26 protein-coding genes are annotated in these 24,921 nt (G+C 35.6%); 8 read left to right on the plus strand and 18 right to left on the minus strand.

The features are described from left to right. Positions 1–12: 12 nt before the first annotated feature. Both N0B16_RS04540 and N0B16_RS04545 read right to left on the minus strand, forming a co-directional pair. Positions 13–360: a hypothetical protein gene (locus N0B16_RS04540; RefSeq protein ID WP_262989540.1), complete on the minus strand. Its 348-nt coding sequence runs from the start codon at positions 358–360 to the stop codon at positions 13–15. A 48-nt stretch (positions 361–408) separates the two neighbouring features. Further along, on the minus strand, positions 409–915 hold the full coding sequence (locus tag N0B16_RS04545; protein WP_262989541.1) for a pyridoxamine 5'-phosphate oxidase family protein: 507 nt from the start codon (positions 913–915) through the stop codon (positions 409–411). Positions 916–1,209: 294 nt separating this feature from the next. Here N0B16_RS04545 and N0B16_RS04550 point away from each other — a divergent pair, with 294 nt between their 5' ends. After that, the gene (locus N0B16_RS04550; protein ID WP_262989542.1) at positions 1,210–1,824 is read left to right on the plus strand and encodes a Crp/Fnr family transcriptional regulator; all 615 of its coding nucleotides are present in this window, start codon (positions 1,210–1,212) and stop codon (positions 1,822–1,824) included. Positions 1,825–2,064: 240 nt separating this feature from the next. Then, the gene (locus N0B16_RS04555) at positions 2,065–2,373 is read left to right on the plus strand and encodes a hypothetical protein (protein ID WP_262989543.1); all 309 of its coding nucleotides are present in this window, start codon (positions 2,065–2,067) and stop codon (positions 2,371–2,373) included. Between the two features lie 264 nt (positions 2,374–2,637). Here N0B16_RS04555 and N0B16_RS04560 read toward each other — a convergent pair whose 3' ends face one another. Next, positions 2,638–3,231, minus strand: a complete 594-nt coding sequence (locus N0B16_RS04560; protein ID WP_262989544.1) for a Crp/Fnr family transcriptional regulator — start codon at positions 3,229–3,231, stop codon at positions 2,638–2,640. A 298-nt stretch (positions 3,232–3,529) separates the two neighbouring features. Between N0B16_RS04560 and N0B16_RS04565 the strand changes: the two genes are divergently transcribed. Next, entirely contained in the window at positions 3,530–3,910 is a 381-nt protein-coding gene (locus N0B16_RS04565; RefSeq protein ID WP_262989545.1) for a helix-turn-helix transcriptional regulator, read from the plus strand. Here N0B16_RS04565 and pdeM read toward each other — a convergent pair whose 3' ends face one another. The 9 genes from pdeM to N0B16_RS04610 form a co-directional block, all read right to left on the minus strand. Next, positions 3,911–4,555, minus strand: a complete 645-nt coding sequence (gene pdeM / locus N0B16_RS04570; RefSeq protein WP_262989546.1) for a ligase-associated DNA damage response endonuclease PdeM — start codon at positions 4,553–4,555, stop codon at positions 3,911–3,913. It abuts the gene before it with no gap. A 26-nt stretch (positions 4,556–4,581) separates the two neighbouring features. Further along, positions 4,582–7,035, minus strand: a complete 2,454-nt coding sequence (locus N0B16_RS04575) for a ligase-associated DNA damage response DEXH box helicase (RefSeq protein ID WP_262989547.1) — start codon at positions 7,033–7,035, stop codon at positions 4,582–4,584. Positions 7,036–7,182: 147 nt separating this feature from the next. After that, positions 7,183–8,763, minus strand: coding sequence for an ATP-dependent DNA ligase (locus N0B16_RS04580; protein WP_262989548.1), 1,581 nt, complete (start codon positions 8,761–8,763; stop codon positions 7,183–7,185). Then, a complete protein-coding gene (locus tag N0B16_RS04585) occupies positions 8,760–9,785 on the minus strand; it encodes a ligase-associated DNA damage response exonuclease (protein ID WP_262989549.1) in 1,026 nt (341 codons plus the stop codon). The genes N0B16_RS04580 and N0B16_RS04585 overlap by 4 nt, the downstream gene beginning before the upstream one ends. A gap of 44 nt (positions 9,786–9,829) precedes the next feature. Further along, positions 9,830–10,189, minus strand: a complete 360-nt coding sequence (locus N0B16_RS04590; protein WP_262989550.1) for a rhodanese-like domain-containing protein — start codon at positions 10,187–10,189, stop codon at positions 9,830–9,832. Continuing rightward, complete coding sequence (locus N0B16_RS04595; protein ID WP_262989551.1) at positions 10,186–10,464, minus strand: DUF3817 domain-containing protein; 279 nt, start codon at positions 10,462–10,464, stop codon at positions 10,186–10,188. Before N0B16_RS04595 ends, N0B16_RS04590 begins: the two co-directional genes overlap by 4 nt. A gap of 16 nt (positions 10,465–10,480) precedes the next feature. Beyond that, entirely contained in the window at positions 10,481–10,951 is a 471-nt protein-coding gene (locus N0B16_RS04600) for a hypothetical protein (RefSeq protein ID WP_262989552.1), read from the minus strand. A 64-nt stretch (positions 10,952–11,015) separates the two neighbouring features. Then, positions 11,016–11,606, minus strand: a complete 591-nt coding sequence (locus tag N0B16_RS04605; protein ID WP_262989553.1) for a TetR/AcrR family transcriptional regulator — start codon at positions 11,604–11,606, stop codon at positions 11,016–11,018. A 145-nt stretch (positions 11,607–11,751) separates the two neighbouring features. Continuing rightward, a complete protein-coding gene (locus N0B16_RS04610) occupies positions 11,752–12,813 on the minus strand; it encodes an NADH:flavin oxidoreductase (protein ID WP_262989554.1) in 1,062 nt (353 codons plus the stop codon). A 135-nt stretch (positions 12,814–12,948) separates the two neighbouring features. Between N0B16_RS04610 and N0B16_RS04615 the strand changes: the two genes are divergently transcribed. Further along, positions 12,949–13,299, plus strand: a complete 351-nt coding sequence (locus tag N0B16_RS04615; protein ID WP_262989555.1) for a winged helix-turn-helix transcriptional regulator — start codon at positions 12,949–12,951, stop codon at positions 13,297–13,299. On the opposite strand, the gene N0B16_RS04620 is transcribed toward N0B16_RS04615, so the two are convergent. Next, positions 13,296–14,051 (minus strand): hypothetical protein, encoded by a 756-nt coding sequence (locus tag N0B16_RS04620; protein WP_262989556.1) that lies wholly within the window; start codon positions 14,049–14,051, stop codon positions 13,296–13,298. The genes N0B16_RS04615 and N0B16_RS04620 overlap by 4 nt on opposite strands. 162 nt (positions 14,052–14,213) lie before the next feature. On the opposite strand from N0B16_RS04620, the gene N0B16_RS04625 reads away from it, so the two are divergent. After that, positions 14,214–15,053: an SDR family NAD(P)-dependent oxidoreductase gene (locus N0B16_RS04625; protein ID WP_262989557.1), complete on the plus strand. Its 840-nt coding sequence runs from the start codon at positions 14,214–14,216 to the stop codon at positions 15,051–15,053. A 45-nt stretch (positions 15,054–15,098) separates the two neighbouring features. Next, positions 15,099–16,022, plus strand: a complete 924-nt coding sequence (locus tag N0B16_RS04630) for a helix-turn-helix domain-containing protein (protein ID WP_262989558.1) — start codon at positions 15,099–15,101, stop codon at positions 16,020–16,022. Positions 16,023–16,077: 55 nt separating this feature from the next. On the opposite strand, the gene N0B16_RS04635 is transcribed toward N0B16_RS04630, so the two are convergent. Beyond that, positions 16,078–18,969 carry an AsmA-like C-terminal region-containing protein gene (locus N0B16_RS04635; protein WP_262989559.1) on the minus strand — a complete coding sequence of 964 codons (2,892 nt, stop codon included), beginning with the start codon at positions 18,967–18,969 and terminating at the stop codon, positions 16,078–16,080. 444 nt (positions 18,970–19,413) lie between these two features. Between N0B16_RS04635 and N0B16_RS04640 the strand changes: the two genes are divergently transcribed. Beyond that, positions 19,414–19,875, plus strand: a complete 462-nt coding sequence (locus N0B16_RS04640) for a hypothetical protein (protein ID WP_262989560.1) — start codon at positions 19,414–19,416, stop codon at positions 19,873–19,875. Between the two features lie 59 nt (positions 19,876–19,934). On the opposite strand, the gene N0B16_RS04645 is transcribed toward N0B16_RS04640, so the two are convergent. Next, the gene (locus tag N0B16_RS04645) at positions 19,935–20,966 is read right to left on the minus strand and encodes a threonine aldolase family protein (protein WP_262989561.1); all 1,032 of its coding nucleotides are present in this window, start codon (positions 20,964–20,966) and stop codon (positions 19,935–19,937) included. 85 nt (positions 20,967–21,051) lie between these two features. Here N0B16_RS04645 and N0B16_RS04650 point away from each other — a divergent pair, with 85 nt between their 5' ends. After that, positions 21,052–21,705 carry a metal-dependent transcriptional regulator gene (locus N0B16_RS04650; RefSeq protein ID WP_262989562.1) on the plus strand — a complete coding sequence of 218 codons (654 nt, stop codon included), beginning with the start codon at positions 21,052–21,054 and terminating at the stop codon, positions 21,703–21,705. A 32-nt stretch (positions 21,706–21,737) separates the two neighbouring features. Here the strand turns inward: N0B16_RS04650 and N0B16_RS04655 are convergent, their stop codons facing one another. The 3 genes from N0B16_RS04655 to N0B16_RS04665 are packed head-to-tail and all read right to left on the minus strand — an operon-like array spanning position 21,738 to position 24,779. Next, positions 21,738–22,883 carry a hypothetical protein gene (locus N0B16_RS04655; RefSeq protein ID WP_262989563.1) on the minus strand — a complete coding sequence of 382 codons (1,146 nt, stop codon included), beginning with the start codon at positions 22,881–22,883 and terminating at the stop codon, positions 21,738–21,740. A gap of 11 nt (positions 22,884–22,894) precedes the next feature. Beyond that, positions 22,895–23,806 (minus strand): TssN family type VI secretion system protein, encoded by a 912-nt coding sequence (locus N0B16_RS04660; RefSeq protein ID WP_262989564.1) that lies wholly within the window; start codon positions 23,804–23,806, stop codon positions 22,895–22,897. 55 nt (positions 23,807–23,861) lie between these two features. Next, positions 23,862–24,779 carry a hypothetical protein gene (locus N0B16_RS04665; protein WP_262989565.1) on the minus strand — a complete coding sequence of 306 codons (918 nt, stop codon included), beginning with the start codon at positions 24,777–24,779 and terminating at the stop codon, positions 23,862–23,864. Between the last annotated feature and the right edge of the window lie 142 nt (positions 24,780–24,921).

A 24,921-nucleotide genomic window follows, 5' to 3' on the forward strand; every position in this document is an offset into this window, starting at 1 on the left:
CTATACTGAATATCAATCGATATTCAGTATAGTAATAAGTTTGTTTAGATATTCCTGCTCTTTCAACACTTTTTCGTAAGATTTTTTGGCATATTGAGACGTGTGCTGATAACCATCCGTATGAAGAAGGTGAGAATCATTTTCTACGAAACCGTCAAAATGAATATATTCATTAATAAATTTATCAATCGTATTCCTTTTAATCTCGCATAGCGTACTGTTTTTAATCTTTTGCAGAGAGCTCAGAATAAAAGACCGGTCACCGCTGAAATTAATAATACTGGTGATCAGTTTAAAACGTTCCTGTGGCATATTGCTTACTTCCTGTAAAACGGTATGCGGTTTATCTTCGAAAATCATAGTGATGCAGAGTTTTAAGGCATGGTTATCTTTTTATACTATTTGAAATTAAATGGTGGCTATTCCTTCAACGCCGTCGGAATTATCGGTTTTATTTCCTGTTACAGCTGCTGCAACGAAGCTTAACAGACTTACCAATTTACCTGCTTTCGTATCCCAATAGTACGTTTCTTTTGGTTCTACACGAATAATAGAAACATTGGGGTCATCTTTACCGTCAAACCATGCATTGGCCATTGCAGACCATTTATCTTCAATGGTAGATTTATCTTTGTAGATAGAAGCCTCTCCGTATACAGAAAGATATTCTGAATCGCTGTTGTTCATAAAATACAACTGAACCCTTTTGTCTTCCTTGATTTCAAAATTTTTATTGCTGGTATCGCTGCTGATAAACCAAAGATTCCCGGAATCGTCTGTTTCCTGTAGACCCATCGGACGAGAGTTGATAGGTAAGGTTTCCAGATCAGTACAAAACATACATATACCGGCTTTTTCTGAAAGTTCTTTGATTTTTTTGATCGCTTCTACGTGAGAAAGATTTTCTGTTGACATAATAATTAATATTTTGGTGGTTTTGTAAATAAAGAGCCATTACTCTTCTTATAATTTACAGATCAATATCTGTATTTTATTTTCACTTCAAAAATCTAACCAAAAATGTTTCAGATGTTTAATACATAAAACATTATATGAAATATATTGTAAGGTAAAATAAATACAAATTGAATATCAGCAATTTAAATAATTTTATCCGTACAACATGAGGAATCTTAAAAAAATAGGTGTAAAAATCTTATTTTGTATATTTATACTGTTTTTTACCATGAATATTAAATAAATTACGCCATGAAGATAATCAGCTGTATGAAGATTGATGAAGAAATTCTGAGATCTTTCGGAGCCGAAACCAAAACCTACCAGAAAAAAGAAATTATTTTTAAAGAGGAAGAATCTCCGCTCTATTATTATCAGATTATTTCCGGAAAAGTAAAGGAAAATAATTATGATGAAGACGGAAAAGAATTTATTCAGAATATTTTAGGTGACGGGCAAAGCTTTGGAGATTTTTCGATGTTTATACAAAAAAAATATCCCATTAATGCGGTCTGCTTAGAACCATGCATTATTTTAAAGCTCCCGAGAAAAAATTTTGCCGAGCTGCTCAGAATTCACCCTTCCATCTCAGTGCAGATGAATGCGTGCCTCTCACAGCGGCTTTACTACAAGGTAATTATGATGAAAAGCCTTGCTTCTCAAAACCCGGCGAAACGGCTCTATGGATTAATGGAATATCTTAAAAGTTTTCAGGACTGTGAAGATTCATTTTCATTTCCGGTAGAACTTACCAGACAACAGATTGCAGATCTTACCGGGCTTCGTGTCGAAACCGTGATCCGAACTATAAAAAAAATGGCGAATGATAATCTGCTCCAGATTATAAACAGAAGGATTTTGTACTGAAAAAAACTTATGATCCTAGTCATAAATAGTTTTGGCAGTCGTAGGCTATATTTGAATAATCAATTTATTCACATTTCAGCTTCATTCGTTTTTCTATGTAAATAAATATTATTGATGTATCAATGACATTTTATTTCCCAAACAGCACTTGTTTTCCAAATAAAAATCAGAAATGATCAATATATTATATTTAGAAAAATAAAGAAACTGAAGCTGAATTGATTACGAAAAAAGTAACCAATGAACTATCAGAAAATATTAAGATCGCTTAAATCTGACAATTTTATCAGAGTCGTAAAAAATGTAAATCAGTTTGAAGAAGGTTCAATTGTGTATGCAAAAGAAATTACGGAAAATATTTATTTATTATTCATTATTTTAAAGGATATCAAAATTGAATACATTAAAGTGCAGATTGCACAATTTGATTCTTTTGAAGATATCGGTGTCAGAGAACCTCTTCAGACGATGTTTTATCTTTCTATAAAGGATAAAAAAGACATACATTATATTGAAAAATATCTGAAATTTCCTCAGAAAGCAGAATAATTATTTATTATTCTTGAGATCATAATCTCAATATGCTGAAAAACCCCAATTTACACCAAACCATTTAATATATCCTATGAAAACTACCCTTATGCTTATGGCCATTTGTATGTTAAGTGTTACTTCATGCAGATGCGACATTGAAGAAGACGACGAGCCGAAAAAAGAAGATGTGAGCTCGGTTAAAAAATGATGCATCATCAGAATTAAAGATAAGCATCATACGAGAGTGTAGAACAGAAGAATACTGTGATCTGGAAAGAATCAATACAGTATTTTTCTGTTCTGTATTTTCAAAACATCATTTTTTTCCATATTTTTTATTACTCTGATGACCGTTTCTACACTAAGGCCCGTTAAAGAAGCCAGCTGTTGTCTTGTATACGGAATCTGAAATGAAAAGCGAGAATGGTCTGTGTACTGATCCTTCAAATAATCCATAATGGTTTTAAGCCGGCTTTCGGGGTTTTGAAAAGACATGCTCTGCATCATCAGATATCTGTAATGCATATCCTCAGAAAGTGATAAGATAATTCTGTCGTAAAACTCAGGATTTTCTTTGAGAAGCTCCAGATAATTTTGTCTGGACAGCCTTATAATATCGCAGTTTTCAATGGCGACAGCGTTTACCGGGTAGGTTTTATTAATAAACAGGGCGGCTTGTGCAATACTGTGGCCTTCATGTAGGATGCCCTGGATAAATTCTTTCCCTTTTTCATTCTGATTATTAATTTTCACTTTTCCACTTGCGATCTGGAAATAATAAGCCGGAGAATCTCCTTCTTTAAATATGATTTCATTCGTTTCAAATTTCTTATAATCTCCTCCGTAAGAAAGCAAAAGATTTTCAATAATCATAGACTCTGAATTAGATAAGGTATGGCCAACAGTCAGTTAAAGCCATATGGATTAGTTTTTTTTAACAACATGTAAAGAAAAAATAAATTTTGTTAAAAGTAAATTAATGTAATACCACACCGATACCACATGCCTAAAAAATTTTGCAGATTTCTAACTTTAAGCAGTGTACAATCCTAAAAAGTCTTTACCGTAATAATAAATTCCGTCTTCCAATTGATTTCAATCATAAAAAGTCAGCCATAAAATATAATATATTTGACAGATAAATAACAATTTTATATATAAAAAACCGACTGTGCATTCAAAAAATAAAGAACTTCAGGACTTCGTCAAAAAACCGTTGCAGAAAAATAATTCTCCATCTGCTGAGAAAGATCATGAGACTCAAGCTGAAAATGAAATTTTAAAACTGGCTAAAGAAAATTCGCCCCGTCTTTTAAATCGGTATAAAACGCTGTATCCTGAATTTTTTGAAAAATTATCAGCCATACAAACCCATCTTCAGAATTCTGAGCTTATTTTCTGCATTTATCTGAAACTGAATTTTACAACCAAAGAAATCGCAACTTTCACCTACGTGACACCAAAAGCAATTCAGAACAGGAAAAACAGGATCAGAAAAAAACTGAATATCCCGTCAAGAACAGATATTTATAAATGGTTTGATGAGTTGTGATCAGATCTCATGAATTTCGGACTCGGTAAACACATAGAATTTTCCGTTTTTCGGGATATTTTTAATATCCAGCCCGGTAAACTCGCTGAAAGCCGGAAGGAGAAGCTGTTCTTTAGTATACACAAAACATGGTAGCTTTATTTTCTTAATTGCAGAATTAATTACAAAACCAGGATGAATGTGACCTGTAACCTGGAACTTAGGATTCGATTTTTCTGTGTCATGCACAAAAAGGATATTGTGCAATTCTAACATTTCAGCCCTGAAATCAAGGCATAATTTTTTTTCTAATTTTTCAGAGATACGGTCATGATTGCCTTCTACAAGACAAAACTTTATTTCCGGGTATTGATTTTTCCACCGGCAAAATTCATCCACATCAGAATTGTTTCCTGCATGAAGAAGGTCCCCGACAATAATGAATTTTTCCGGCTTAAAATATTCAATTAAAACCGATAACCGATCCAGGTCACTTTTCATCACCTGGCTCGCAAGAGCAATCCCGTTTTTACGAAAATGTGCAGTCTTTCCTATATGAAGATCAGACAAAATGAGTGCTTTTTCTTTTTCCCAGAACGCAGCGCGCTGATTGGTCAGAATAAAATTTTCTTTTTGTATCGTAATGCTTTTCGTAGCAATTTTCATAATTTAAATCTCAGTTTACCAAAAAATCAATCTTTTATATTTCTTCCCGATTGCTTGATCAGCCGCTGGATTCTTGCATCAAGATTCTCACTCGATAAGGTCTGCCGAAGGCTGTCTACTTTAATCGGGAAGCTTAAAGGTGTAAAGGTTTTAGCAAATTTCAGGATAATTTTTGATTTTTCGATCCTTTTAAATGCTTCTACCAAACGCTGTTCCTGCAGCTGCATGTTAAACACTTCAGTATAAGCCTGTCTTACCAGGAAATGATGCGGATCGTAATCTTCCAATACTTTAAAAATAAGTCCTGCTGAGCTTTGCAGTGATTTATTGGATCGTTGCTGTCCCGGAAAATTCTGAATAACCATTCCGGAGATCACCGCAATATCCCGGAATTTTCTACGGGCCATTTCGGCAGAATTGATGCTGGAAATAACATCGGTCATCAGATTTTCCCTGCTCAGAATTTTTTCTAAATTTTCTTCATTCAAAGGAATTTCCTTATCACTGAATAATTCAAATCCGTAATCGTTCATGGCCATAGAAAAAGAAATCGGGGCCAGTTTTGAGATTCTGTAGGCAATCAGAGCCGCCATCACTTCATGCACCAGTCTTCCTTCAAAGGGATACATAAATAAGTGATACCCTTCGCGGTTTTTGATCAGTTCCACTAAAAATTCATCATCTTTCGGGATGTGGGAACGTTCTGCCTGCTTTGCTAATAACGGATGTAAAAATTTCAGTTCTTTTTCAGAAGCTTTAGGATTTAATGCCCCGGAAAGTTTTTCTCTCAGAAAATGCCCCAGATTTGAACTCAATGGCAGTCTTCCCCCCAAATAACTCGGAGCCATCGCTTTACCTTTCGACATTCTTACATATACTGTCATATCTTTGATCATCGCTACTTCTAAAACCCGTCCTGCCAAAATAAATTTTTCTTCTTTTTTCAGTCTCGAAATAAAATATTCTTCCACCATCCCGATGTAACCACCGGAAATAAACTTCACTTTCAGCATTGCGTCGCTTACAATTGCCCCCATATTCATGCGGTGAAGCATAGAGATTTTTCTTGAGGTAACTTTGAAAAGGCCATCGTCCATGATGACCACTTTATGATATTCTTCGTAGCTTTTCAACGCGCTTCCGCCGATAGTAAGAAAATCTAAAATGCTTTTCCATTCTTCATCGGTAATTTCTTGAAAGGTATAAACCTGTTTAATTCTTTTATATGTTTCATCAGGATAAAAACCATCTCCGATCGCTAAAGTCATGAGAAACTGCACCAAAACATCGAAACATAAAACCTGCGGTTCGCGGGGTTCGATTACTTTCTGCTTGACGGCTTCCTTCATGGCAGCTACTTCAATAAGCTCTAAAGAATGGGTAGGGACACAGAATATCTTAGAAGTCTCAAAAGGGGAGTGGCCGCTTCTTCCTGCCCGCTGCAGAAATCTTGCAACGCCTTTTGCAGAACCGATCTGAATAACGGTATCAACGGGTTTAAAATCTATTCCCAAATCCAGTGACGATGTAGAAACCACTGCTTTTAATTTTCCGTTGCTTAGGTTTTCTTCGATCCAGATTCTTAGATGCGCATCAATTGAACTGTGATGAATTGCGATTTGTCCTGCAAAATCCGGATAAGCATTCAATAAAAGCTGGTACCACATTTCGCTTTGGCTTCGGGTATTGGTAAAAACAATGGTCGATTTTGATTCTAAAATAATAGGAACCACTTTATCCGCCAGTTTATTTCCTAAATGTCCTGCCCAAGGTAAAATCTCTACTTCATCCGGAAAAACAGGAATAATATCAATTTTCTTGTGCTCTTTGGCGGTTATTTTTGTTTTTTTGAATGCATAAGGAATTAAAACATCCTGCGCTTCATCAAGATTACCAATCGTTGCCGTAATTCCCCATATTTTAATTTTAGGAACGTATTGTACCAACTGAGAGATGCCTAATTCTACCATCACACCACGTTTTGAGCCTAACAATTCATGCCATTCATCAACAGCTACACAATGCAAAGTATTGAAAAACCGCTGATGATTTTTTTGTCCGAGTAATAAATGTAAGCTTTCGGGGGTTACCACAAGAATTTCGGGCATATTTTTAACCTGCTGTTGACGTACTTTCGGATCTGTATCTCCGTTTCGAACACCAACTGCCCAATCTAAACCGATTTCGTCAATGGCTTCCTGCATGGCTTTGGCAATATCTTTTGAAAGGGATCGGAGAGGGGTGATCCAAATCATTTTCAGTCCTTTTTTATATTTTTCAGGATGGGTTAAAAAATCTGAAATTAATGCTAAAAAAACCGAAAATGTCTTTCCGAAACCTGTAGGAGCAATCACCATTCCACTGTATCCATTTCCGAATTTTCTCCAGGTTTCTACCTGAAAATTAAATGGAGCATTGCCTTTTTCCATCATCCAGTTCTGAATGATCTTAAAACCTTCGGTATTTTCGTAATTGCTCAAATTGTAGTTTTTTAAACCACGAAAGTCAAAAATTTTTATGCTCTTTACCTTTTAAAGTTTTAAAAGTGTTGTTCTAAACTTTTTGATCTTTCAGCAGAATCATTTTGAATATCAGCTTTTGTGGCTTTTGCGGTTATATTTATTAAATTACTGTATCAGTTTTTTGATTTCTTCAATATCATCAATATCATTTACCGTTTTATCTTTTCGCCATCTTAGAATTCTGGGGAAACGTAGTGCGACACCACTTTTGTGCCGGTTGCTGAAGCCGATTCCTTCGAATGCAATCTCAAAAACCAGTTCCGGTTTTACGGTACGGACCGGCCCGAATTTTTCAATGGCATTTTTATTCACAAACTTGCTGACTTCCATGATTTCTTTATCGGTCAATCCGGAATAAGCTTTCGCGATTGTAACCAATTTATCACCGCTTTTCACGGCAAAACTGTAGTCTGTGTAATAAGCGCTTCGTCTCCCGCTTCCTTTTTGGGCATAAATAAGCACGGCATCAATCGTTAAAGGGCTGATTTTCCATTTCCACCAATCCCCTTTTTTTCTTCCGGAATGATAATGTGATTCTTTTTGTTTCAGCATTAAACCTTCACTGTTGATTTCCCTGGAATTTTCCCGTATCAGATCTAACTGATCCCAACTTTCAAACTCAATAATCTGAGAAATTTTGATCTTTTCGGGTGCTTCGTTTAACAATAATTCTTCGAGCATTGCCCTTCTTGCTGAGATTGGTTTTTCTCTTAAATCATTTCCCTCCAGTTCCAGCAAATCATAACAGAACACCTCAATGGGTATTTCGGAGAGCATTTTTTTGGTTAATGTTTTCCGGTTTAGTCTTTTTTGTAATTCATTAAAATTAAGCACATTGCCCTCTTTTACCGCAAGTATTTCTCCATCCAGTACGAAGTTGCCTTTCATGGCTTTTACGGTCTCCTCAATTTCCGGAAACTGCTCCGTCACCAATTCTTCACCTCGGGACCAGATAAAAACTTCATCATTTCTGCGGATGATCTGACCACGGATTCCGTCCCATTTGTATTCGATCATCCACTCATCCGGAGCACCCAATTCTTCAAGATCTTTTTCTAAAGGGTAAGCAAGGCAAAAAGGGTAGGGTTTGGAATTATCGGGATTGATATTTTCAGCAGAAATCAGTTCTTTAAATGAAACTTCTTCCGGCTGCCATTTTCCCATTAAACTGTGCATTAATGTACTGGTTTCCTGGCCTGAAAATTTAGTTAAGGAATTAATCAATGTCTTCCCGGAAACTCCGATTCTGAAGCTTCCGCCCAATAACTTATTAAAAATCAACCGTTCAGTATAATCTAGCCCATTCCATGAATTAAGGACGAATTCTTTTTTTTCGGCATCTGTTTTTGTTTTAAGTCCGATGATTTCGTTCATCCATTCGGAGAGTGTTTTTTCAATATTCTCAGCGGGAGGAGGAAGAATTAATGAAATAGTTTCTCCCAAATCTCCTACTGAAGAGTAACTTTCCTGAAAGAGCCAGAAAGGCAATTGAGTGATTTCCAACGCCCATTCTTTCATGTAATTGGTATTTACATTTCTTTTTGGCCTTTTGCCTGTAAACAATGCGATAAACCATACTTTATCTTCATCCGGAGCGCGCTCAAGATAATCGATGATCGCATCAATTCTTGCATTGGTTTTATTGGTGCTTTCCAGCGCGTTGATTAAATCTGCAAAATGCCTCATAACTCAGGATTTTGAATGGTTTCTTTTTCAATAACTTCTTCATCATCGTCGCCGTATAAAGTTTCTACCACGTCAGATTTTATGCCGATTTCATTTAAATATTTTGAAAAAACTTCGGTTTGGCCATGCGTAACGTGAACGATCTCTGCTTCTGTGGCTTTGATTGCCTGTAAAAGGCCTTTCCAGTCGGCGTGGTCGCTCATCGGGAAACCCGCATCGGCACTCCGCCATCTTCTGGCGCCGCGAACCTGCATCCAGCCCGAACAGATTGCTGTCGCAGCATCCGGTATTTTTTTAATTACATTACTGTCTAAAAGTGCTGGAGGAACAATTACAATATCTCCCTGAACGTGTTTTATATTTTCTCTGAAATCAGGAACTTCATATTCGGGAAGTACGATCCCGACTTCTTCAAATGCTTTATTAAGTTTCCCGATAGAGTAGTGTACATGGATTTTCCCCATTCCTTCAACTGCTTTCATCACTCTCTGTGCTTTTCCTAAAGAATACCCGATAAAAACTGAAGTTTTTTGATTTTCCTGGTTTCTTAAGACCCAGTTTTGCAATTTTTTATTCAGATCAGGAACTTCGAGCCAGTTATAAATTGGAAGCCCGAAAGTACTTTCTGTAACAAATTCATTGCATTTTACCAGTTCAAAAGGCGTACTCAAACCGTCATCCTGCACTTTATAATCACCGGAAACAACACTTACATAACCTTTATATTCTAGCCGGATCTGCGCCGAACCAATAATATGACCTGCAGGATGCATGGAAAGCCTTACTCCGTTAATATCTAAAACTTCGCCGTATTGTAAAGTCTGACATTCGATATCGGGAGAAATTCTCTGGTGTAAGATGGGTTTGGTAAAATGATGACAGAGATATTTTTTCATTCCCCATCGTGCATGATCGGCGTGACCATGTGTGATAACGGCATAATCTACCGGTCGCCACGGATCTATGTAGAATTTTCCCTGCGGACAGTAAATGCCTTTGTTGGTAAATGTGATTAATTTCAAAAGAGTAAAATTGGTGTTGATGAATATTCAAAAACCTAACCAAATTATTTCTTTTCAATATTTTTTTGAAGATCTACCCAGGCTCCGCCATTGTATACTTTTTTAAAGCCTTTTTCTTTAAGAATATGCTCTACTTTTACACTGCGCAAACCATGCGAACAGACAGTAATATACGTTTTATCAGGATCCAATTCGGTATATCTTTCCCGGATGGTTCCTAAAGAGATGTTTACAGAACCGTCTATATGGCCAGTCGCAAATTCTTTCTCAGTGCGGACATCTAAAATAACCGCTCCTTTTTTAATCTTTTGATCCAAACCATCATCTAAAGTCTGAAATGTATAAACTTTGTATATGATGTATAGCGTAAGTATAATACCTACAAAAATCAGTATATTTTTCATATTTTACTCAAAATTTTTCTATCCACATAAAAACTTCCGAAAGGAATCATGCAAGCCAGAAGGACTTTCCATGTGGTTTCTTTAAACTTCCATTTCTGCTCTACACCGACACTTAAAGTGTTAAATAAGAAAAGAAGAAATAAACCACCATGAACAGGACCCATCGTTTTTACAAGGGAAGTGTTGCCGAGAGCATACTTCATTGGAACCGCAATCCCCACTAAAATTAGCAGTGAAATCCCTTCAAGAATAGCAATTATCCGTAATCTGCCCACTTTTGTTTTTAATAAATCAATCATAATTATCTGAAATAAGGTCTGTTAGCAAATGGTGAAAATGGCATGGAATAGCAATAAAAATAATGACCAACGCGATTAAAAAATAAATAAACATAATCCTGAATTTTTCCCTGTTTTCTATTTTCCTTTTGGCTAAGGCCGAACCGACCGTAATGATTACAATGGAAAGCAGCATTAAAAAAATATGGATCAATCCGAAGAAAAGCAAGTCAAAGTTTTGTCTGGCAATATCAAAATTGTTCCAGAAATATTTGATAATCGGGCTTTGAGAATATAAAGTTATTCCTAAAACCAACTGAATATGTGCAATTGTAGCAGTCCAATGTCGTACAGAATCATCAGTTTTTGTAAATCCTTTTGCTTTGTACAATCCGTTCCAGGATCTGTACAAAGAATAAATCAGGCTTAATAAAACCAACCATCGAAAAGTTGAATGCAAAAAAGTAAGCGTTTGATACATCATGATCTAATTTGATGTAACAAAAATAAACAAAACATACTAATTAGTATGTTTTTAAATAAAAAAATTATTTCAAGGAATCAAAATATGTTTTAAGCTGCTTTAAATAAACAAGATAAATCGAAGTATTATTTTCCAGTTTTCCTAAATTTCTGATTCCCCAATATCCCGATATGATAAAAACAGCGATTTCTTTTGCATTGACATCCCATTTGATCTTACCATTTTTCTTGCTTTTTTCTATGGCTGCAATCAATGCGTTTTCCCACTCTTTTGAAAGTTTATTTAACGTAGTGGTAAAAGTATGGTTCCAGGGAGCCATTTCCTGAGTAAGATTAGAAGCGGGGCATCCATATTCAACTTTAAGAATTTCATTATTCATCAAAATTTCATGCATCATGTTGTAAATCGTATCTAACGCATCATCTGAATTCTGAAGCGGGGCAATAAAAGAAGAAGCAAATGCAGGCTGTAAAAGTTCGTTAATAATGGCCAAACCCATTTCATCCTTGGTTTTAAAATGATAATAAAAGGCACCTTTAGTTACCTGAGTGGTTGCAATAATCTCGTCAACGCTTGTAGTCTGGTAACCTTTTGTATAGATCAGATTAAATGCTTTCTGCAAAATATTGAGACGGGTAGATTCTGATTTTTTCATGATGATGAAAGTTCGATGATACAAAAGAACATAATTTTAATAATTACAACAAATTTTAAAGTGATATAAAATATAATTCAGATTTCATTTCATCAAAAAAGCAGCTTCTCCGGAAAGAAACTGCTTAATTTGTGAGATAAATAGGCTAATATAAAATGCCCAAACTTTCCGGTGAAAAATCTGAAATTTCATTGGTTTTTCCTTCTTTTATTTTTTTAACCCATTGAGGATCGCTTAACAGAGCACGGCCTACAGCAACCAGGTCAAATTCCTGTCTTTCAAGTCTTCTTATTAATTCTGAAAGATCAGCCTTTTCTGAACTTTTTCCTGCAAAGGCACCCATAAAATCATCACTGAGACCTACTGAACCTACGGTTATAGTGGGCTGCCCTGTAATTTTCTTTGCCCATCCCGCAAAATTAAGATCCGAACCTTCAAATTCTGGTTCCCAGAAACGGCGTTGCGAACAATGAAAAATATCAATTCCGGCTTCTTTCAAAGGTAAAAGCCATTCTTCCATTTCCTGAGGTGTGGCAGCAATTCTGGTTGTATAATCCTGCTGTTTCCATTGAGAAAGGCGAATGATAATGGTAAAATCTTCTCCTACCGCGGCTCTGATTGCTTTGATCACCTCTACCGCAAACCTGTTTCTTTCTTTGATGGTTTTACCACCGTATTCATCAGTTCTGGTATTGGTAACCGGCCAGAAAAACTGATCAACAAGATATCCGTGTGCGCCGTGAATTTCCACACAGTCAAATCCAAGATCTTTCGCTGATTTTGCAGATGCGGCAAACTGGGCAATGGTGTCCTGAATATCTTCTACAGTCATTTCGGATGCTTTTTCCATGGGAGTCAGAGGATAATCATCTGAACTTCTGGTATCACCAACATGCCATATTTGCGGACCCATTTTCCCGCCATGATGATGCACATTATCAATAACATTTTTCCAGCCTTTTAATGCTTCGGTCCCATAAAAATCTGGAATATTCTGCATGTTTTTTGAGGCAGGCCTGTTGATAACAGTGCCTTCAGATAAAATGAGACCTACTTCAGAATCTGCTCTTCTTCCGTAATATTCTACAATTTTCTGCGTTGGAACTCCGTTATCAGACTGCGCTCTTGTCATGGGAGCCATTACAATTCTGTTTTTGAGCTGGAAATTTTTATAGCTGAATGGGGTAAATAATGTTTCTACATTCATATCCTGAATAATTTTTAATTTTTAAAAAACTAATTGTTACACAAAGTAACTAATAATAGTTCATTTTTGTGTCTTTTATTGAAAAAAACTGGTAACTTTGCTGTAACGTATAATGGTAACTTAAAAGTAACAATTATGAGACAAAGAAAAATGATGGAGTGCAACTGCTCGTTGGGAAAAGCGATGTCTGCACTGGGAAGCAAATGGAAGCCCATTATTGTAATGGTTATTAAAAACCGTACACTGCGTTTTGGGGAGATCGCTGCAAGAATAGAGGTGATTTCCAGAAAGGTTCTCACAGATCAATTGCGGGAAATGGAAGAAGACGGACTCGTTAACAGACAGGAATTCAAAGAATTGCCTCCGAAAGTAGAGTATTGCCTTACCGAAAAAGGTTTGGCCCTTTTACCGATTCTTCATTTGCTGGAACAGTGGGAAACAGAATATGATTTGAAATCTGCAGAAGTTTCTGCCGAATTGATTTAGTTATTTTCCAATAAGATTCCGTGTTCGGTTAAGATTATATTATTATCTTTTTTAATTTCCAGTTCTATTTCCGGCGTATTTTTTTCACCGATGATATTTCGGTAAATGCTATACCTGTAGTTTTCATTTTTAAAATTGACGGCATGATTTCCACCGCTCCCTTCAAACTGTATATCGCCGTTACTGAGGATAAGATCCGGTTTTGAAGATTCACTTTGACTGTTTTTCCAGCAAGCATACCGGTATTTGCCATTGCGCAGCCTGTCGATTCTGATGAGATAATTTTTTGTTTTGAATCTATACACAGGCTCTTCAAAAGTTTTTAAAGAAGAATGAAGCTTTACTTTATCGTCAAAAATGTACTTTTCACGCTGGTTTTTTTCAAACTGGCTTTGATAATTTACGGCAATAATATTTCCGTCACCATCAATCCACATGTCTCCCTGATTCAGCATAATACCTCTCCAGCCAACTTCTGACCAGTCATTTACATTTGATTTGGAAATGATATCAACAAACGTTTTATCAAATAAAGTATCAAATCTGCGAACAAAATCCTGACGGTTTTTGACAGGAGGAACAGGATATTCTCTGCGTAAAGGATAGCGGATTATTTTTGAAATCTCATTACTGTTTTTCTCCCGGAAAAGCTTAATTATTTTCTGAATATGTTCCGCATTATCTTTGTTAAGATTCTGGGCAAAGCTGAGATTTGCGAGCAACAACAGCATAAGAGAAATTTTTTGAATCATACCGTTCATCTTTTATAATTTTTAATCATCAGAATCAAAAATAAACATTTTAATAATAAATACCATTGTTTTGGCTACAAACATCAATGATAAGATTACAAATATGCTTATCGGATTGTTCAACTTTGCATTGTTAAATAGTATTAATTAAAAACAATTAAAATGGACACAAAAAAAGTATGGTTCGTGACAGGAGCTTCAAAAGGTTTAGGCTTAACATTAGTAAAAAGATTACTGGCAGAAGGACATTCTGTAGCAGCTACTTCAAGAAATATCTCAGATCTTTTAAACACGATCAGTGGAGAAACCAATACATTTCTTCCCCTTGAAACTCATCTTACTGAGGAAGAAAGCGTAGCAAAATCGATCTCCCAGACCATTGAAAAATTTGGCAGAATAGATGTTGTAGTGAATAATGCAGGATATGGCCAATTGGGAACGCTTGAAGAACTCACTGATCTGGAAAGCCGTCAGAATTTTGACGTCAATGTTTTCGGTTCTCTGAATGTAATCAGAAAAACAATGCCGCATTTACGATCTCAAAAGAGCGGTTTGATCATCAATATTGCTTCTATCGGTGGCCTTACCGGCGATTTTGCAGGATGGGGAATTTACTGCGCGACAAAATTTGCAGTGGTAGGTTTTACAGAAGCTTTGGCTGCTGAAAGTAAAGAATTTGGGATTCATGCAACAGTGGTTTATCCCGGATATTTCCGGACCAATTTCCTGACAGGCGGCTCGCTGCGTGTTCCGAAAAATGAAATTGATTCTTATACTCTTGCACGACAGCTTCAAACCGCTCACGAAAATGATATTAACGGAAACCAACCAGGAGATCCGGAAAAGGCAGCTTTGGCAATGATTGAAATTGCCGAAATGGAAAATCCGCCGGTACATTTGGTTTTAGGCTCTGATGCATTTGAAATTGCCGGAAATAAACTCAATGCCCTTCAAAGTGAAATTTCTGACTTTAAAAACATCAGTATATCTACAGATTATTAAATTTGTACAGGCAACAGCAAAATGCTGTTGCCTGTTTCTAAACTTATGAAAAACAGAAAATTATATACAATAGATACCTTATCAGAGTTTCATACACTTGCCGGATTGCCAAAACCACAGCATCCACTGATCAGTGTGGTAGACTACAGCCGGGTAGAATATCAAATCGAAGAGCCGGAAATCAGCTGGATTCAGAATCTGTATTTTATCGGATTAAAAAGATATATTCACGGCAAATTCTATTATGGGCAGAGTGAATATGATTTTGACGAAGGTTTGGTTTCTTTTATTGCACCAAGACAATTGGTACGGCTGAATATCATCAAACCGGAAGTAAAACCATCTGGTTTTATCCTGGCTTTTCATCCGGATTTTATCTGGAATACTCCTTTGGCAAAAACCATTCAGAATTACAAATTTTTCGGCTATGATGTGAATGAAGCGCTATTTCTTTCTGAGAAAGAAGAGGAAATTCTAATCGGGCTCTTTAAAAATATCGAACAGGAATATCGCTCCGGGATCGATCAGTTTACCCAGAATATTATCATTTCCCAGATTGAAGTGTTGCTGAATTATTGTGAACGGTTTTATCAGAGGCAGTTTATTACCAGAAAAAAGAGCAATCACCAGATTCTGACTCAGCTGGAAAATTATCTTGATGAATATTTTGACAGCGAAACCATCCTGAATAAAGGTTTGCCTACCGCAAATGATATTGCCAAAGCCATGAATATTTCAACCAATTATTTAGGAAGCTTACTCAAATCGCTTACCGGACAAACCACACAGCAGCATATTCATGGAAAGCTGATCGAAAAGGCCAAAGAAAAGCTTTCTACCACGAGTTTATCGGTAAGTGAAATTGCCTATGAACTTGGCTTTGAGCATTCGCAGTCTTTCAGTAAACTATTCAAAGCAAAAACAGAGGTTTCGCCTTTAGAATTCAGAAAATCTTTTTTAAATGACTAAAATGAGTTCAAAAAGGGTAGACTGAAAAATACTGTCGGTATTGACAGTCTTTTTTTTATTTTTCCTTAAGATTTTTATCAATCTGCTTTTCAGCATTTTTCGCTTTTTCTGTCTGAGCTTTCTGATCTTTTCGCTGCTGTCTTCTGGTTTTTTTAGCGGCTCTCCGTTCCTGACGGATGACTTTATTTGTTTTTTTGTTATACAGAGCATCAATAATTCCCTGTCCGGTTTTGCTGAAGATTTTAATTTTGGGTTTTTCATGTGTTCCGGTTACAACAATCGGGAAGCCAATCCATCCACCGGGAGGAAGCCCCACTCTGACTAATAAGTCGAGAAGTCCGTTAAAGCTTGTCGTTCCACTGATTGAAGGCCTTAAAACGGAAACTTTAAAAGTAAATTTATCAACATGGATCAAATTATTTTTGATATGTGTTTCTATATTCACGCCTTTCATATCAGGATTATCAAACGCATTGGCTCCGATATTGTCACCAACAGCCGAAAGCATTTTTAAGTTTTTCACTTCTACATCCCGAAGATTGACAATTCCGCCACCTTCCAGAGAAGGATAAATGGGTGCCATATTTTTATCAAAATCACCTTTTAATTTGTAGTCTACGGATACAATACCTTTAACATCTTTTGCAGCCGTTGCCATTTCGCGCACCATGTCAATTTCTTTGTATGCACGCTGAACATCAAAGTCCTGAACCTTTAAAGCAACATCATAATTGGCGGTAAGCGGAGACTCATCCTGATATCGCGCATCAATATTCATTCGGCTTCCGATAATGTCAAAAGATGTATTTTTAAGATAAACCTGACCTTTATTAACCGATGCCAAACCTTTCAGGTGATTTAAATTTAAACCTTTAAATGAAACCTTTTGTGCATTGGCCTGCAAAGAAACATCTAAGTTTTTGGGGATAATCACCACACCGCTGCTTTTCGGGTTTTCTACTTTAGCATATTCCACGTCCAGTGACTGATCTGTATTATCACCATTTTTTAAAGCCATAAATTCATCCACCAGAATATATCTGGAATTCAGCACAAATTTACCATGGAGAGTTCCTTTTCTTTCGATAAAATAATTGATGGTATTGAGAAGATATCCGTTTAAAGCAAAATCTGATTTTCCATACGTGGCAAAAAACTTTCTGAACCACATTTTTTCGTTTTCAAACTGAAATTGGCCTTCGTTAATATAGAATGACTTCGGTAAATATTCTGTAGTCGCTTTGATGTTTTTTAAAATAAGTGTTCCTTTATTATCAAGTTTACTGTATTGGCCGGTTGTTGCATAACTTTGGCGTCCGTTCAGGGAAAGATCTGCCATAATGAGTCCGCTGATATCTAATCCTTTTTTGGCAAAAACTTTGTAAATCCTTCCTACGTTCAATACCCCTTTTGCTTTTACTTTATATAAAAGATCTTCAAAATTCTGCAAATCTGCATTCACAAAAACAGGATTTTCTTCAAAATCAAATTTAAAAGGATCTAATTTTACACCAAGACTCTTAAAAGTTCCGTCTGTATTATTGATATTGGCAACGATACTTATATTTTTGATAGGGTTGGGGTAATATTTTGTTTTTAGCCAACCATTTTTAAGATTGAGATATCCTTTGGTCTTTGGAAACAGTTTTTTATCCAAACTGAAAATACCATTTGATCTTATATTGGTATCCATCAATCCGCGTACCTCAATATCTTTTAATCCAAGAGCCTGCTGTAATGTCTGAAGATTGACAGCACCTTTAATATCTGCATTAATCTGCATTTCATCCAAACCTTTTGTTTTGACAACAGCCCGGAAACTGTTATTCGGGCCCAGATCGAAGCTTAATTTTTTCAAATCGATCATAAGCTGTTCAGTATCTAAAGACGGAAGATCTACATTAAGATCCATATTCAGATGATTCATAGGAACCGGTGCTTTTCCGCTGGAAACAAAACCGTCCTGTACAAACAATCTCGCCTTTAATCTGGGTTTACGATTTTCAGACTCGCTGAATCTGCCTTTCAGACTGAAGAATAAATCGCTTTTTCCTTCAATTTTGGTATCATCTGCCCATTTCAGATATTGAGGAGGCAGCACGGAAATCATATCCCGAATAGTCGTTTTTTCTGATGCAGCTTCAATATTAAGATTGTATCCATCTTTTAAAATGCTTAAATCTCCTGTGAATTTTAAAGGTAATTTATTGATTCTCAACTCATTTTTTCGGAGAACAAAAGTCAATGCATTGGTATTAATTCTCGTAATAAGATCGGCATGCAGTGTTTTTTGCTGCGCATAATACACCCTGTTCAGGCTGAAATCTAATTTATCAATGTCCAGGTCGGTTTTAAGATCAAAAATATCTTCACTGAGACCGCCTTTTCCTGTATAATTTAATCCTTTTGCGTCTACAGAAACTCTTGCAGCATGATCATTATATTTGATGTGACAATCTTTAAATTTAATCAGATCCAGCTTTATAGAAGTTCCTGATGCGGTGGTATCTTTTGGTTTTTCAGAAGGTTTAGCAACATACACGTTATAATTTGCCTGACCTTTGCTGTTTACGAAAACGTTGGCGTATGCGTTGGTCACATAAATTTCATCGATTTTTATATCCCCGTCAAAAATCAGGTTTTTAAGATTAATTCCTGCTGCAACTTCTTTGGCTGCCAGTAAAGTATCATTTTGAAAAGGTTTTGAACCTTTTAGCAATACATCATCTACAGAAACGGTAAGTGAAGGAAAATGCCTGAAAAATGTAAGATGCGTTTTTTTATAATCGAGTTTCCCAGCAAGACGTTTATTGGCAAAAATCTTAACCTGTTCAGAAATTGTTCCCGGAAAAAGGATCGGAATAATAAACATGAGGAAAAGAACTGAAACGATGGTAATTCCTGTCCATTTTAAAATTTTCAAAATAATGGTATTGAATTTTTTCATAAACTATGTAAGTAATTTTGAGATGTCACAGATAGAATAATTAACTAAAATCACGCCATATTATAATTATGGTCAGATTATTATATTTGATTTACGATTATAAAAATCATTGTCTAACGTGCTTATAATTAAACATATCAGGAATAATCCCAAAACATAAAACATATCCTATTTAACATAATATAAATTATAGGACTTTTATAATAGTGTGTAAAGAGTGATAGTTGCTTCTTACTTTCTAACATTACTGATAGATCTTATCATAATAGATATGTACGATTCTCAGCGATTAGGAATCCGTTTTATTCTGTTTAAGATGCATTCATAATATAATATTTATTAAAAGATTTACTTTGTTTTAAAATATGATGAGTAAATTAGCAATAGAAAACTTCAGGTATTATGAGAAAATATATTGTAATTAGTTCGTTATCATTAATTTTAATGAACTGTACTAAAAAAACTGAAACTGCAGCACCCGTTACAAATACGGATTCTACAATAACAGATACAGAAACCAATGTCGACACATTAGGTTCAAAATCCTATTGCTATCTTGGTGTAACCGGAAAAGACAGCGTTTTTGTAAGTATCGATGATAATTTAGGCACGGTTACCGGAAAAATGAAATATAAGAACAGTGAAAAAGACAGTTCGTACGGCGATTTAGCGGGATTAAAATCCGGTGACACCTTAAAATTGACCTACGAATTTTCTTCTGAAGGATCGAAAAGCAAAAGAGACCTGTACTTCCTTCAGAAAGATGGAATTCTTCTGGAAGGCATCGGAGACCAAAAAGATGATAACGGACAGATGAGATATGCAGATGAGAAGAAAATTTCTTATAAAGAAGATCAAAAACTCAGTAAAGCCGATTGTGCTTTGGTTTCAAAAGCTTTGCAATAAAAGAATTATTTTAATTAAAACAAAAAATGCAATCATTTTTCAGATTGCATTTTTTGTATTTATAATTGATTATCAATAATTTCTATAAAACTGTCTGTCGCCTGATCATCGGTATTCCATGACGTAATAAGCCGAACAGCTGATGAATGATGATCGATCTTTTTCCAGATATAAAATTCAAATTTTTCAGCTAAAAGATCAATAAGTTGGTGGTCCAGAATAGGAAAAATCTGATTGGTAAAAGTCTCTGACAAAAATTCAACATTCTTTTTCTGCAAAGCTTTTTTTATTTTCATCGCCTGCAGATTGGCATTTTCTGAAAGTTTGAAATACAGATCATTCTGCATCAATTCTAAAAACTGAATTCCTAATACCCTGCCTTTTGCCAGAAGTGCTCCTTTTTGTTTGATATTGAAGGCAAAATCTTCCTGTAGATTCGTGTTATTAATAATAACCGCTTCACCCAGTAACGCTCCGTTTTTGGTGCCGCCGAGATAAAAAATATCTGTCAGTTTTGCGATGTCTTCCAGAGATACATCATTGATTTCCGATGTTAATGCATGACCCAATCTCGCCCCGTCCATAAACAGGTATAGTTTATTTTCTTTGCAAAACCGGGAAAGTTTTTCCAGCTCATTTTTATGATAAATGGTTCCCAATTCGGTCGAATTTGAAATATAGACCAACTTCGGCATTACCTGATGAGGGATATTTGTGTGATTTTCCAAAACCGGCACTATATCTTCAGGTGTAAGTTTTCCGTTCTCCGTTTCTATGCTCAGAATTTTATGTCCGGTTGCTTCAATGGCTCCGGTTTCATTGTTCAGAATATGCCCTGTCGATGCAGAAATTACACACTGATATGGTTTCAAAATGGATGAAATAACGATCAGATTCGCCTGCGTTCCACCGGAAATAAAATAAATTTCAGAAGTATCATTTTTTATTTTTTCTTTAATTAGCTTTTTGGCTTTTAAAGAATATTCATCTTCACTGTATCCCGGTTGCTGAATGAGATTGTACCGTACCAATGCTTCTAAAATATTGGGATGGCATCCTTCAGAATAGTCATTTTTAAAAGAAAATTTCATGACGCTAAATTAAAAAAAGTTAAAATAACAAGACTTCGCTTTTCAATTTATTTTGTTAGATTTGTAATGAAAATCATCTAACATTTTGAAAACAACATTAACAGAAGAGAATTATCTGAAAGCTTTGTTTCATTTAGTTGACCATGAAGGAAAAGTGACCATCAATGAGCTTAGCAAATTTCTGAACGTAAAAATGCCGAGTGTAAACAATATGATGAAAAAGTTTGCCGATAAAAGCTGGGTCATTTACGAAACATACAAACCATTAAAAATCACGGATCAGGGAAAACGTGAAGCCGCTTTGGTTGTCCGTAAACACAGGCTTACCGAAATGTTTTTGGTAAAAAAAATGAATTTCGGCTGGGAAAATGTGCATGAAATTGCAGAACAGCTGGAACATGTGCATTCACAAGTGTTTTTTGATAAAATGGATGAAATTTTAGACTATCCAAAATTTGATCCTCATGGTGAACCTATTCCCGATAAAGACGGCAATATTATTTCCCAGGATTTGCAGAAATTAAGCACCTGTAAAGTTGGTGAAACCGTTATTTTTGCATCGGTCACGCTTTCTGATGATGCTTTTTTAAATTACCTTACAGAAAGAAACCTGCTTCTGAATACCAAAATCAAAATCATTAAAATTGAAGATTTCGACAGATCGGTTACCATTGAAATTGCAGGAAAAAAGGACGTCCTGAGTAAAAAAGCAACCGAGAAAATTTTAGTAAAAAAATAAAAGCAGGAAATAATTCCTGCTTTTCAATACATTTAATCTAATACACTCCACCCTCTTTTTGGGTTGGTATTGGAAGAAACTTCCTGTTCGTTTACGATAATGTTTTCTCTTCTCTGTCCGATATAATCCAGCTCGCTTAATTTAGAAAAAATAGTTTCCAGACTTCTGAGCATCTGCTGAATATACAGCAACGGCTCTCCGGAATTATGATGGTCATAATTGGTTTCTGCAACGGTAGAAAGTTGGTTTAATAAGGTATGAGGTGCTATTTCGCTCCATTCTAAACTGTAATTCAACATCTCCTCCAGTTCTGCAGGTACCAAAACCTGTGTGGCGTTGTATAATTTCAATGCCAGTTTGGCAAAAGATTCTATCAGAAAAACAGGCGGTTGATACGGAATAATATTTCTGAACTGAAAATACAAATCTCCGAACGTATCTACCATCACGGTACACAATGATTTTACATTTTGTGCCAACGCCGTATTTTGATTTTTATGGGCCGCTTTCTGAATAATCTTAAAAGCATACTGCTGCAAATTTCCTATAGATTTTGCATATCCGTTATAATAATCCAGTAATGCAGGATGGCTTTGAACTGATGCACAAGGCGGAATAAAAGTAGAATTGACCTGAGCAATATTTCCTTTGAAATCTACTTTTCCTACTACTAAATAATTCCCTCCGGAATAGCTGCTGTTTAAAGAGGTAACCGGTAACAATTCGATATGATAATTTGCCTGAGCATTGGGATGCCGCGGTGGGATCTCTTCCGGATCGATATCTCCGAAAGCCACTTTATCAAATGGATTAACAGAAATTAAAATATAATATTCTCCATCAATCTGATTTTCATCGATATTCAGAGATTTAGCCAACGATTTTACACTCACTCTCCGGTCTTTCAGCTCAATTCTGTATCCCGCTAAAGTTACTGCGCTGCAATTTTTAATAATCAGCTGTACATCATTGGTCGCAGTATTGTGAACATCAAAAATGGTTTTGTCTGTAAATTCGTTCGACAACGGCAGCAATCCGTAATTGTAAGTGGTTATCGCGAGAGAATTTGCATCTCTTATGGTATCGATTAAAAAATTGTCCTGATCATTAAGGTGTTTTTGTGAAACTTTCATTCCATCTACCCAGTTGATCGCAAAATGTTTGATCGGCTGTATCATTGTAGTACTTTTTAGATTTGTGACTGTAATTTTCTTCTTCCTTCTTCCTCATGCTGAATCACCCTTTTACAGATGACCACTTCGTTTTCTGAAATATTATTGGTACTGATATCTTCATTGAAATCGATATATTTTCTAAAGCTGAAAAACGATTTTTTCGTATAAAATATCCAGTAATAAGCTTCACTATCCATATCCGTCAGATGAATGACAGATTTCGGGTTTTTGTGATTGTAATCATCCACAACACGATAAAACCAATCACCGAAGGTAACTCCTGTAGGAAGTGTTTTCGCTTTAATCCTGAATCTGTTGGCATCTTCCAGATTTTTGCTGAGTTCAACATTCAGTACCATTAACCTATCAAAATCTGCGCCTTCAAAATCCGGCGGTTTCTGATCCGGAGAATATCTCCATGTCTTATAAATATCAACAGGAATACTGATAAACTGCACATAGCAATAATGAAAAACCAGCGGTACAAAAAATATAAGAATACTGGTTGCAGACATCACAGGATATCCCATTCCGCTGCTGATCCATCCAAATATTAATACAAAAAGATACGCTCCTACCAATGCGCACGTCACTGATAATACAGATTCGAACAAAATGCTTAGCGATAATGACTGTATGTGCTTTCTGAAATAAGTATGCAGTAAATTGACATGAATGATCCCAAAAAGCAAATAGATGATCATCGAAATCAAATACCAGTAAGGATTAAATAAATTACCGGAAAAACCGAAAAACCCAGGAATTGCAAGGCACAGACTGCATAAAAGCACATAGACAATAATTACTCTGATTTTTATAGCAGGCTTATTGCGTCTGATTACACCCAGAATTGCCATCATGATTACGGCGAGTAAAGGCACAAAAATATATCTGAAAAATATACCTTTTATTGAAGAAACTTCCATGTATTTCTTTTATTAATATTGATTGTGTTGATGATTGTAAATATAATAAAATATTCTAGAGAAATGTTGAAAAACCTAGCCTGTTGCTGTTTTTTCCATTGTCTTCGATCGTAAAAGAATATTCCATTTTCTCGGTAATAAAATTTTCGATCACCTCTACGGTAACCGGCAAACAATAATCATACAGCGCCTGAAGAACTTTTCTGAAAGGATTTCCCGGTATATATTTTTTCACGTCATCATAAGGAATGGGCCCTATATTCACGATCCAGTTTCTTTCACCATCCATATGTTTTCCGCTCGGAATATACGTAACGCCCAATCTGGAATTTCCTAAAAGCATAGAATCATTATTTTCTTCAATCCTGTCGATGATATTTGGCGTAAAAGTAATGTTTACAGGAACTTCCAGAAAAGCTGTCATGCACTGCTCAAACCACTTTTTGTCTCCTCGGATATGATGAAAAAACGGTAAAATGTAGATAAAAATATATGCATTTTTCTGATCGAGCATTTTAATTATGGGCCATAATTCACCGAAAATCTCCAGTAAAGAATCAGTATCACTGGCCAGATCAAAATCAAATTCTTTAAGTAACGCACTGATTTCAGTAAAAAATATTTCAAGCTCAAAAGGAGTGAAAAACTTTCTGGCATCATCTTCTACCCTTTTCTGCTTCCGGATTTCCCGAACAACATTCTCAATGTTTTTTCTTGAAGTATTGAGAGACGGCGGATGAAAAAGGCCTTCGGGTAAATAATCATAAATACCTTCACGGTAAGTCTGTATGGTAAAAACTTCCTCATCAAAACCCAGATAATGACTGGTAATACTTTTTATGTCTTTAAGATACGCTCTGTCATTAATCCCGATTCGCTCAATAAATATATTGCTTACCGCTCGGTGATATTTTAAAAGATTAACGGCCACTGCTTCAGCTTTAAAATCTGTCTGCAGTTTGTTATAATGCATGTTTATAATGCTATTGTCATACATACTCTGTTGTGGTGTGGTTTTGTAAAGATTAAATCTCTATATTTTGAAAAAGTATCGCTACCGTTTCTGTCTTTAAACACTCCAAATTACTAATTATTTCATAATTAAAAAAATTAAA

Source organism: Chryseobacterium gilvum (assembly GCF_025628965.1).
Taxonomy (GTDB): domain Bacteria; phylum Bacteroidota; class Bacteroidia; order Flavobacteriales; family Weeksellaceae; genus Chryseobacterium; species Chryseobacterium gilvum.

What these genes read in the sequence shown, in the direction of transcription:
- N0B16_RS04540 (WP_262989540.1), bottom strand. Translation starts at nt 360, where the DNA reads ATGATTTTCGAAGATAAACCGCATACCGTTTTACAGGAAGTAAGCAAT.
- N0B16_RS04545 (WP_262989541.1), bottom strand. Translation starts at nt 915, where the DNA reads ATGTCAACAGAAAATCTTTCTCACGTAGAAGCGATCAAAAAAATCAAA.
- N0B16_RS04550 (WP_262989542.1), top strand. Translation starts at nt 1,210, where the DNA reads ATGAAGATAATCAGCTGTATGAAGATTGATGAAGAAATTCTGAGATCT.
- N0B16_RS04555 (WP_262989543.1), top strand. Translation starts at nt 2,065, where the DNA reads ATGAACTATCAGAAAATATTAAGATCGCTTAAATCTGACAATTTTATC.
- N0B16_RS04560 (WP_262989544.1), bottom strand. Translation starts at nt 3,231, where the DNA reads ATGATTATTGAAAATCTTTTGCTTTCTTACGGAGGAGATTATAAGAAA.
- pdeM (WP_262989546.1), bottom strand. Translation starts at nt 4,555, where the DNA reads ATGAAAATTGCTACGAAAAGCATTACGATACAAAAAGAAAATTTTATT.
- N0B16_RS04580 (WP_262989548.1), bottom strand. Translation starts at nt 8,763, where the DNA reads ATGAGGCATTTTGCAGATTTAATCAACGCGCTGGAAAGCACCAATAAA.
- N0B16_RS04590 (WP_262989550.1), bottom strand. Translation starts at nt 10,189, where the DNA reads ATGAAAAATATACTGATTTTTGTAGGTATTATACTTACGCTATACATC.
- N0B16_RS04600 (WP_262989552.1), bottom strand. Translation starts at nt 10,951, where the DNA reads ATGATGTATCAAACGCTTACTTTTTTGCATTCAACTTTTCGATGGTTG.
- N0B16_RS04605 (WP_262989553.1), bottom strand. Translation starts at nt 11,606, where the DNA reads ATGAAAAAATCAGAATCTACCCGTCTCAATATTTTGCAGAAAGCATTT.
- N0B16_RS04610 (WP_262989554.1), bottom strand. Translation starts at nt 12,813, where the DNA reads ATGAATGTAGAAACATTATTTACCCCATTCAGCTATAAAAATTTCCAG.
- N0B16_RS04615 (WP_262989555.1), top strand. Translation starts at nt 12,949, where the DNA reads ATGAGACAAAGAAAAATGATGGAGTGCAACTGCTCGTTGGGAAAAGCG.
- N0B16_RS04620 (WP_262989556.1), bottom strand. Translation starts at nt 14,051, where the DNA reads ATGATTCAAAAAATTTCTCTTATGCTGTTGTTGCTCGCAAATCTCAGC.
- N0B16_RS04625 (WP_262989557.1), top strand. Translation starts at nt 14,214, where the DNA reads ATGGACACAAAAAAAGTATGGTTCGTGACAGGAGCTTCAAAAGGTTTA.
- N0B16_RS04630 (WP_262989558.1), top strand. Translation starts at nt 15,099, where the DNA reads ATGAAAAACAGAAAATTATATACAATAGATACCTTATCAGAGTTTCAT.
- N0B16_RS04635 (WP_262989559.1), bottom strand. Translation starts at nt 18,969, where the DNA reads ATGAAAAAATTCAATACCATTATTTTGAAAATTTTAAAATGGACAGGA.
- N0B16_RS04640 (WP_262989560.1), top strand. Translation starts at nt 19,414, where the DNA reads ATGAACTGTACTAAAAAAACTGAAACTGCAGCACCCGTTACAAATACG.
- N0B16_RS04645 (WP_262989561.1), bottom strand. Translation starts at nt 20,966, where the DNA reads ATGAAATTTTCTTTTAAAAATGACTATTCTGAAGGATGCCATCCCAAT.
- N0B16_RS04655 (WP_262989563.1), bottom strand. Translation starts at nt 22,883, where the DNA reads ATGATACAGCCGATCAAACATTTTGCGATCAACTGGGTAGATGGAATG.
- N0B16_RS04660 (WP_262989564.1), bottom strand. Translation starts at nt 23,806, where the DNA reads ATGGAAGTTTCTTCAATAAAAGGTATATTTTTCAGATATATTTTTGTG.
- N0B16_RS04665 (WP_262989565.1), bottom strand. Translation starts at nt 24,779, where the DNA reads ATGCATTATAACAAACTGCAGACAGATTTTAAAGCTGAAGCAGTGGCC.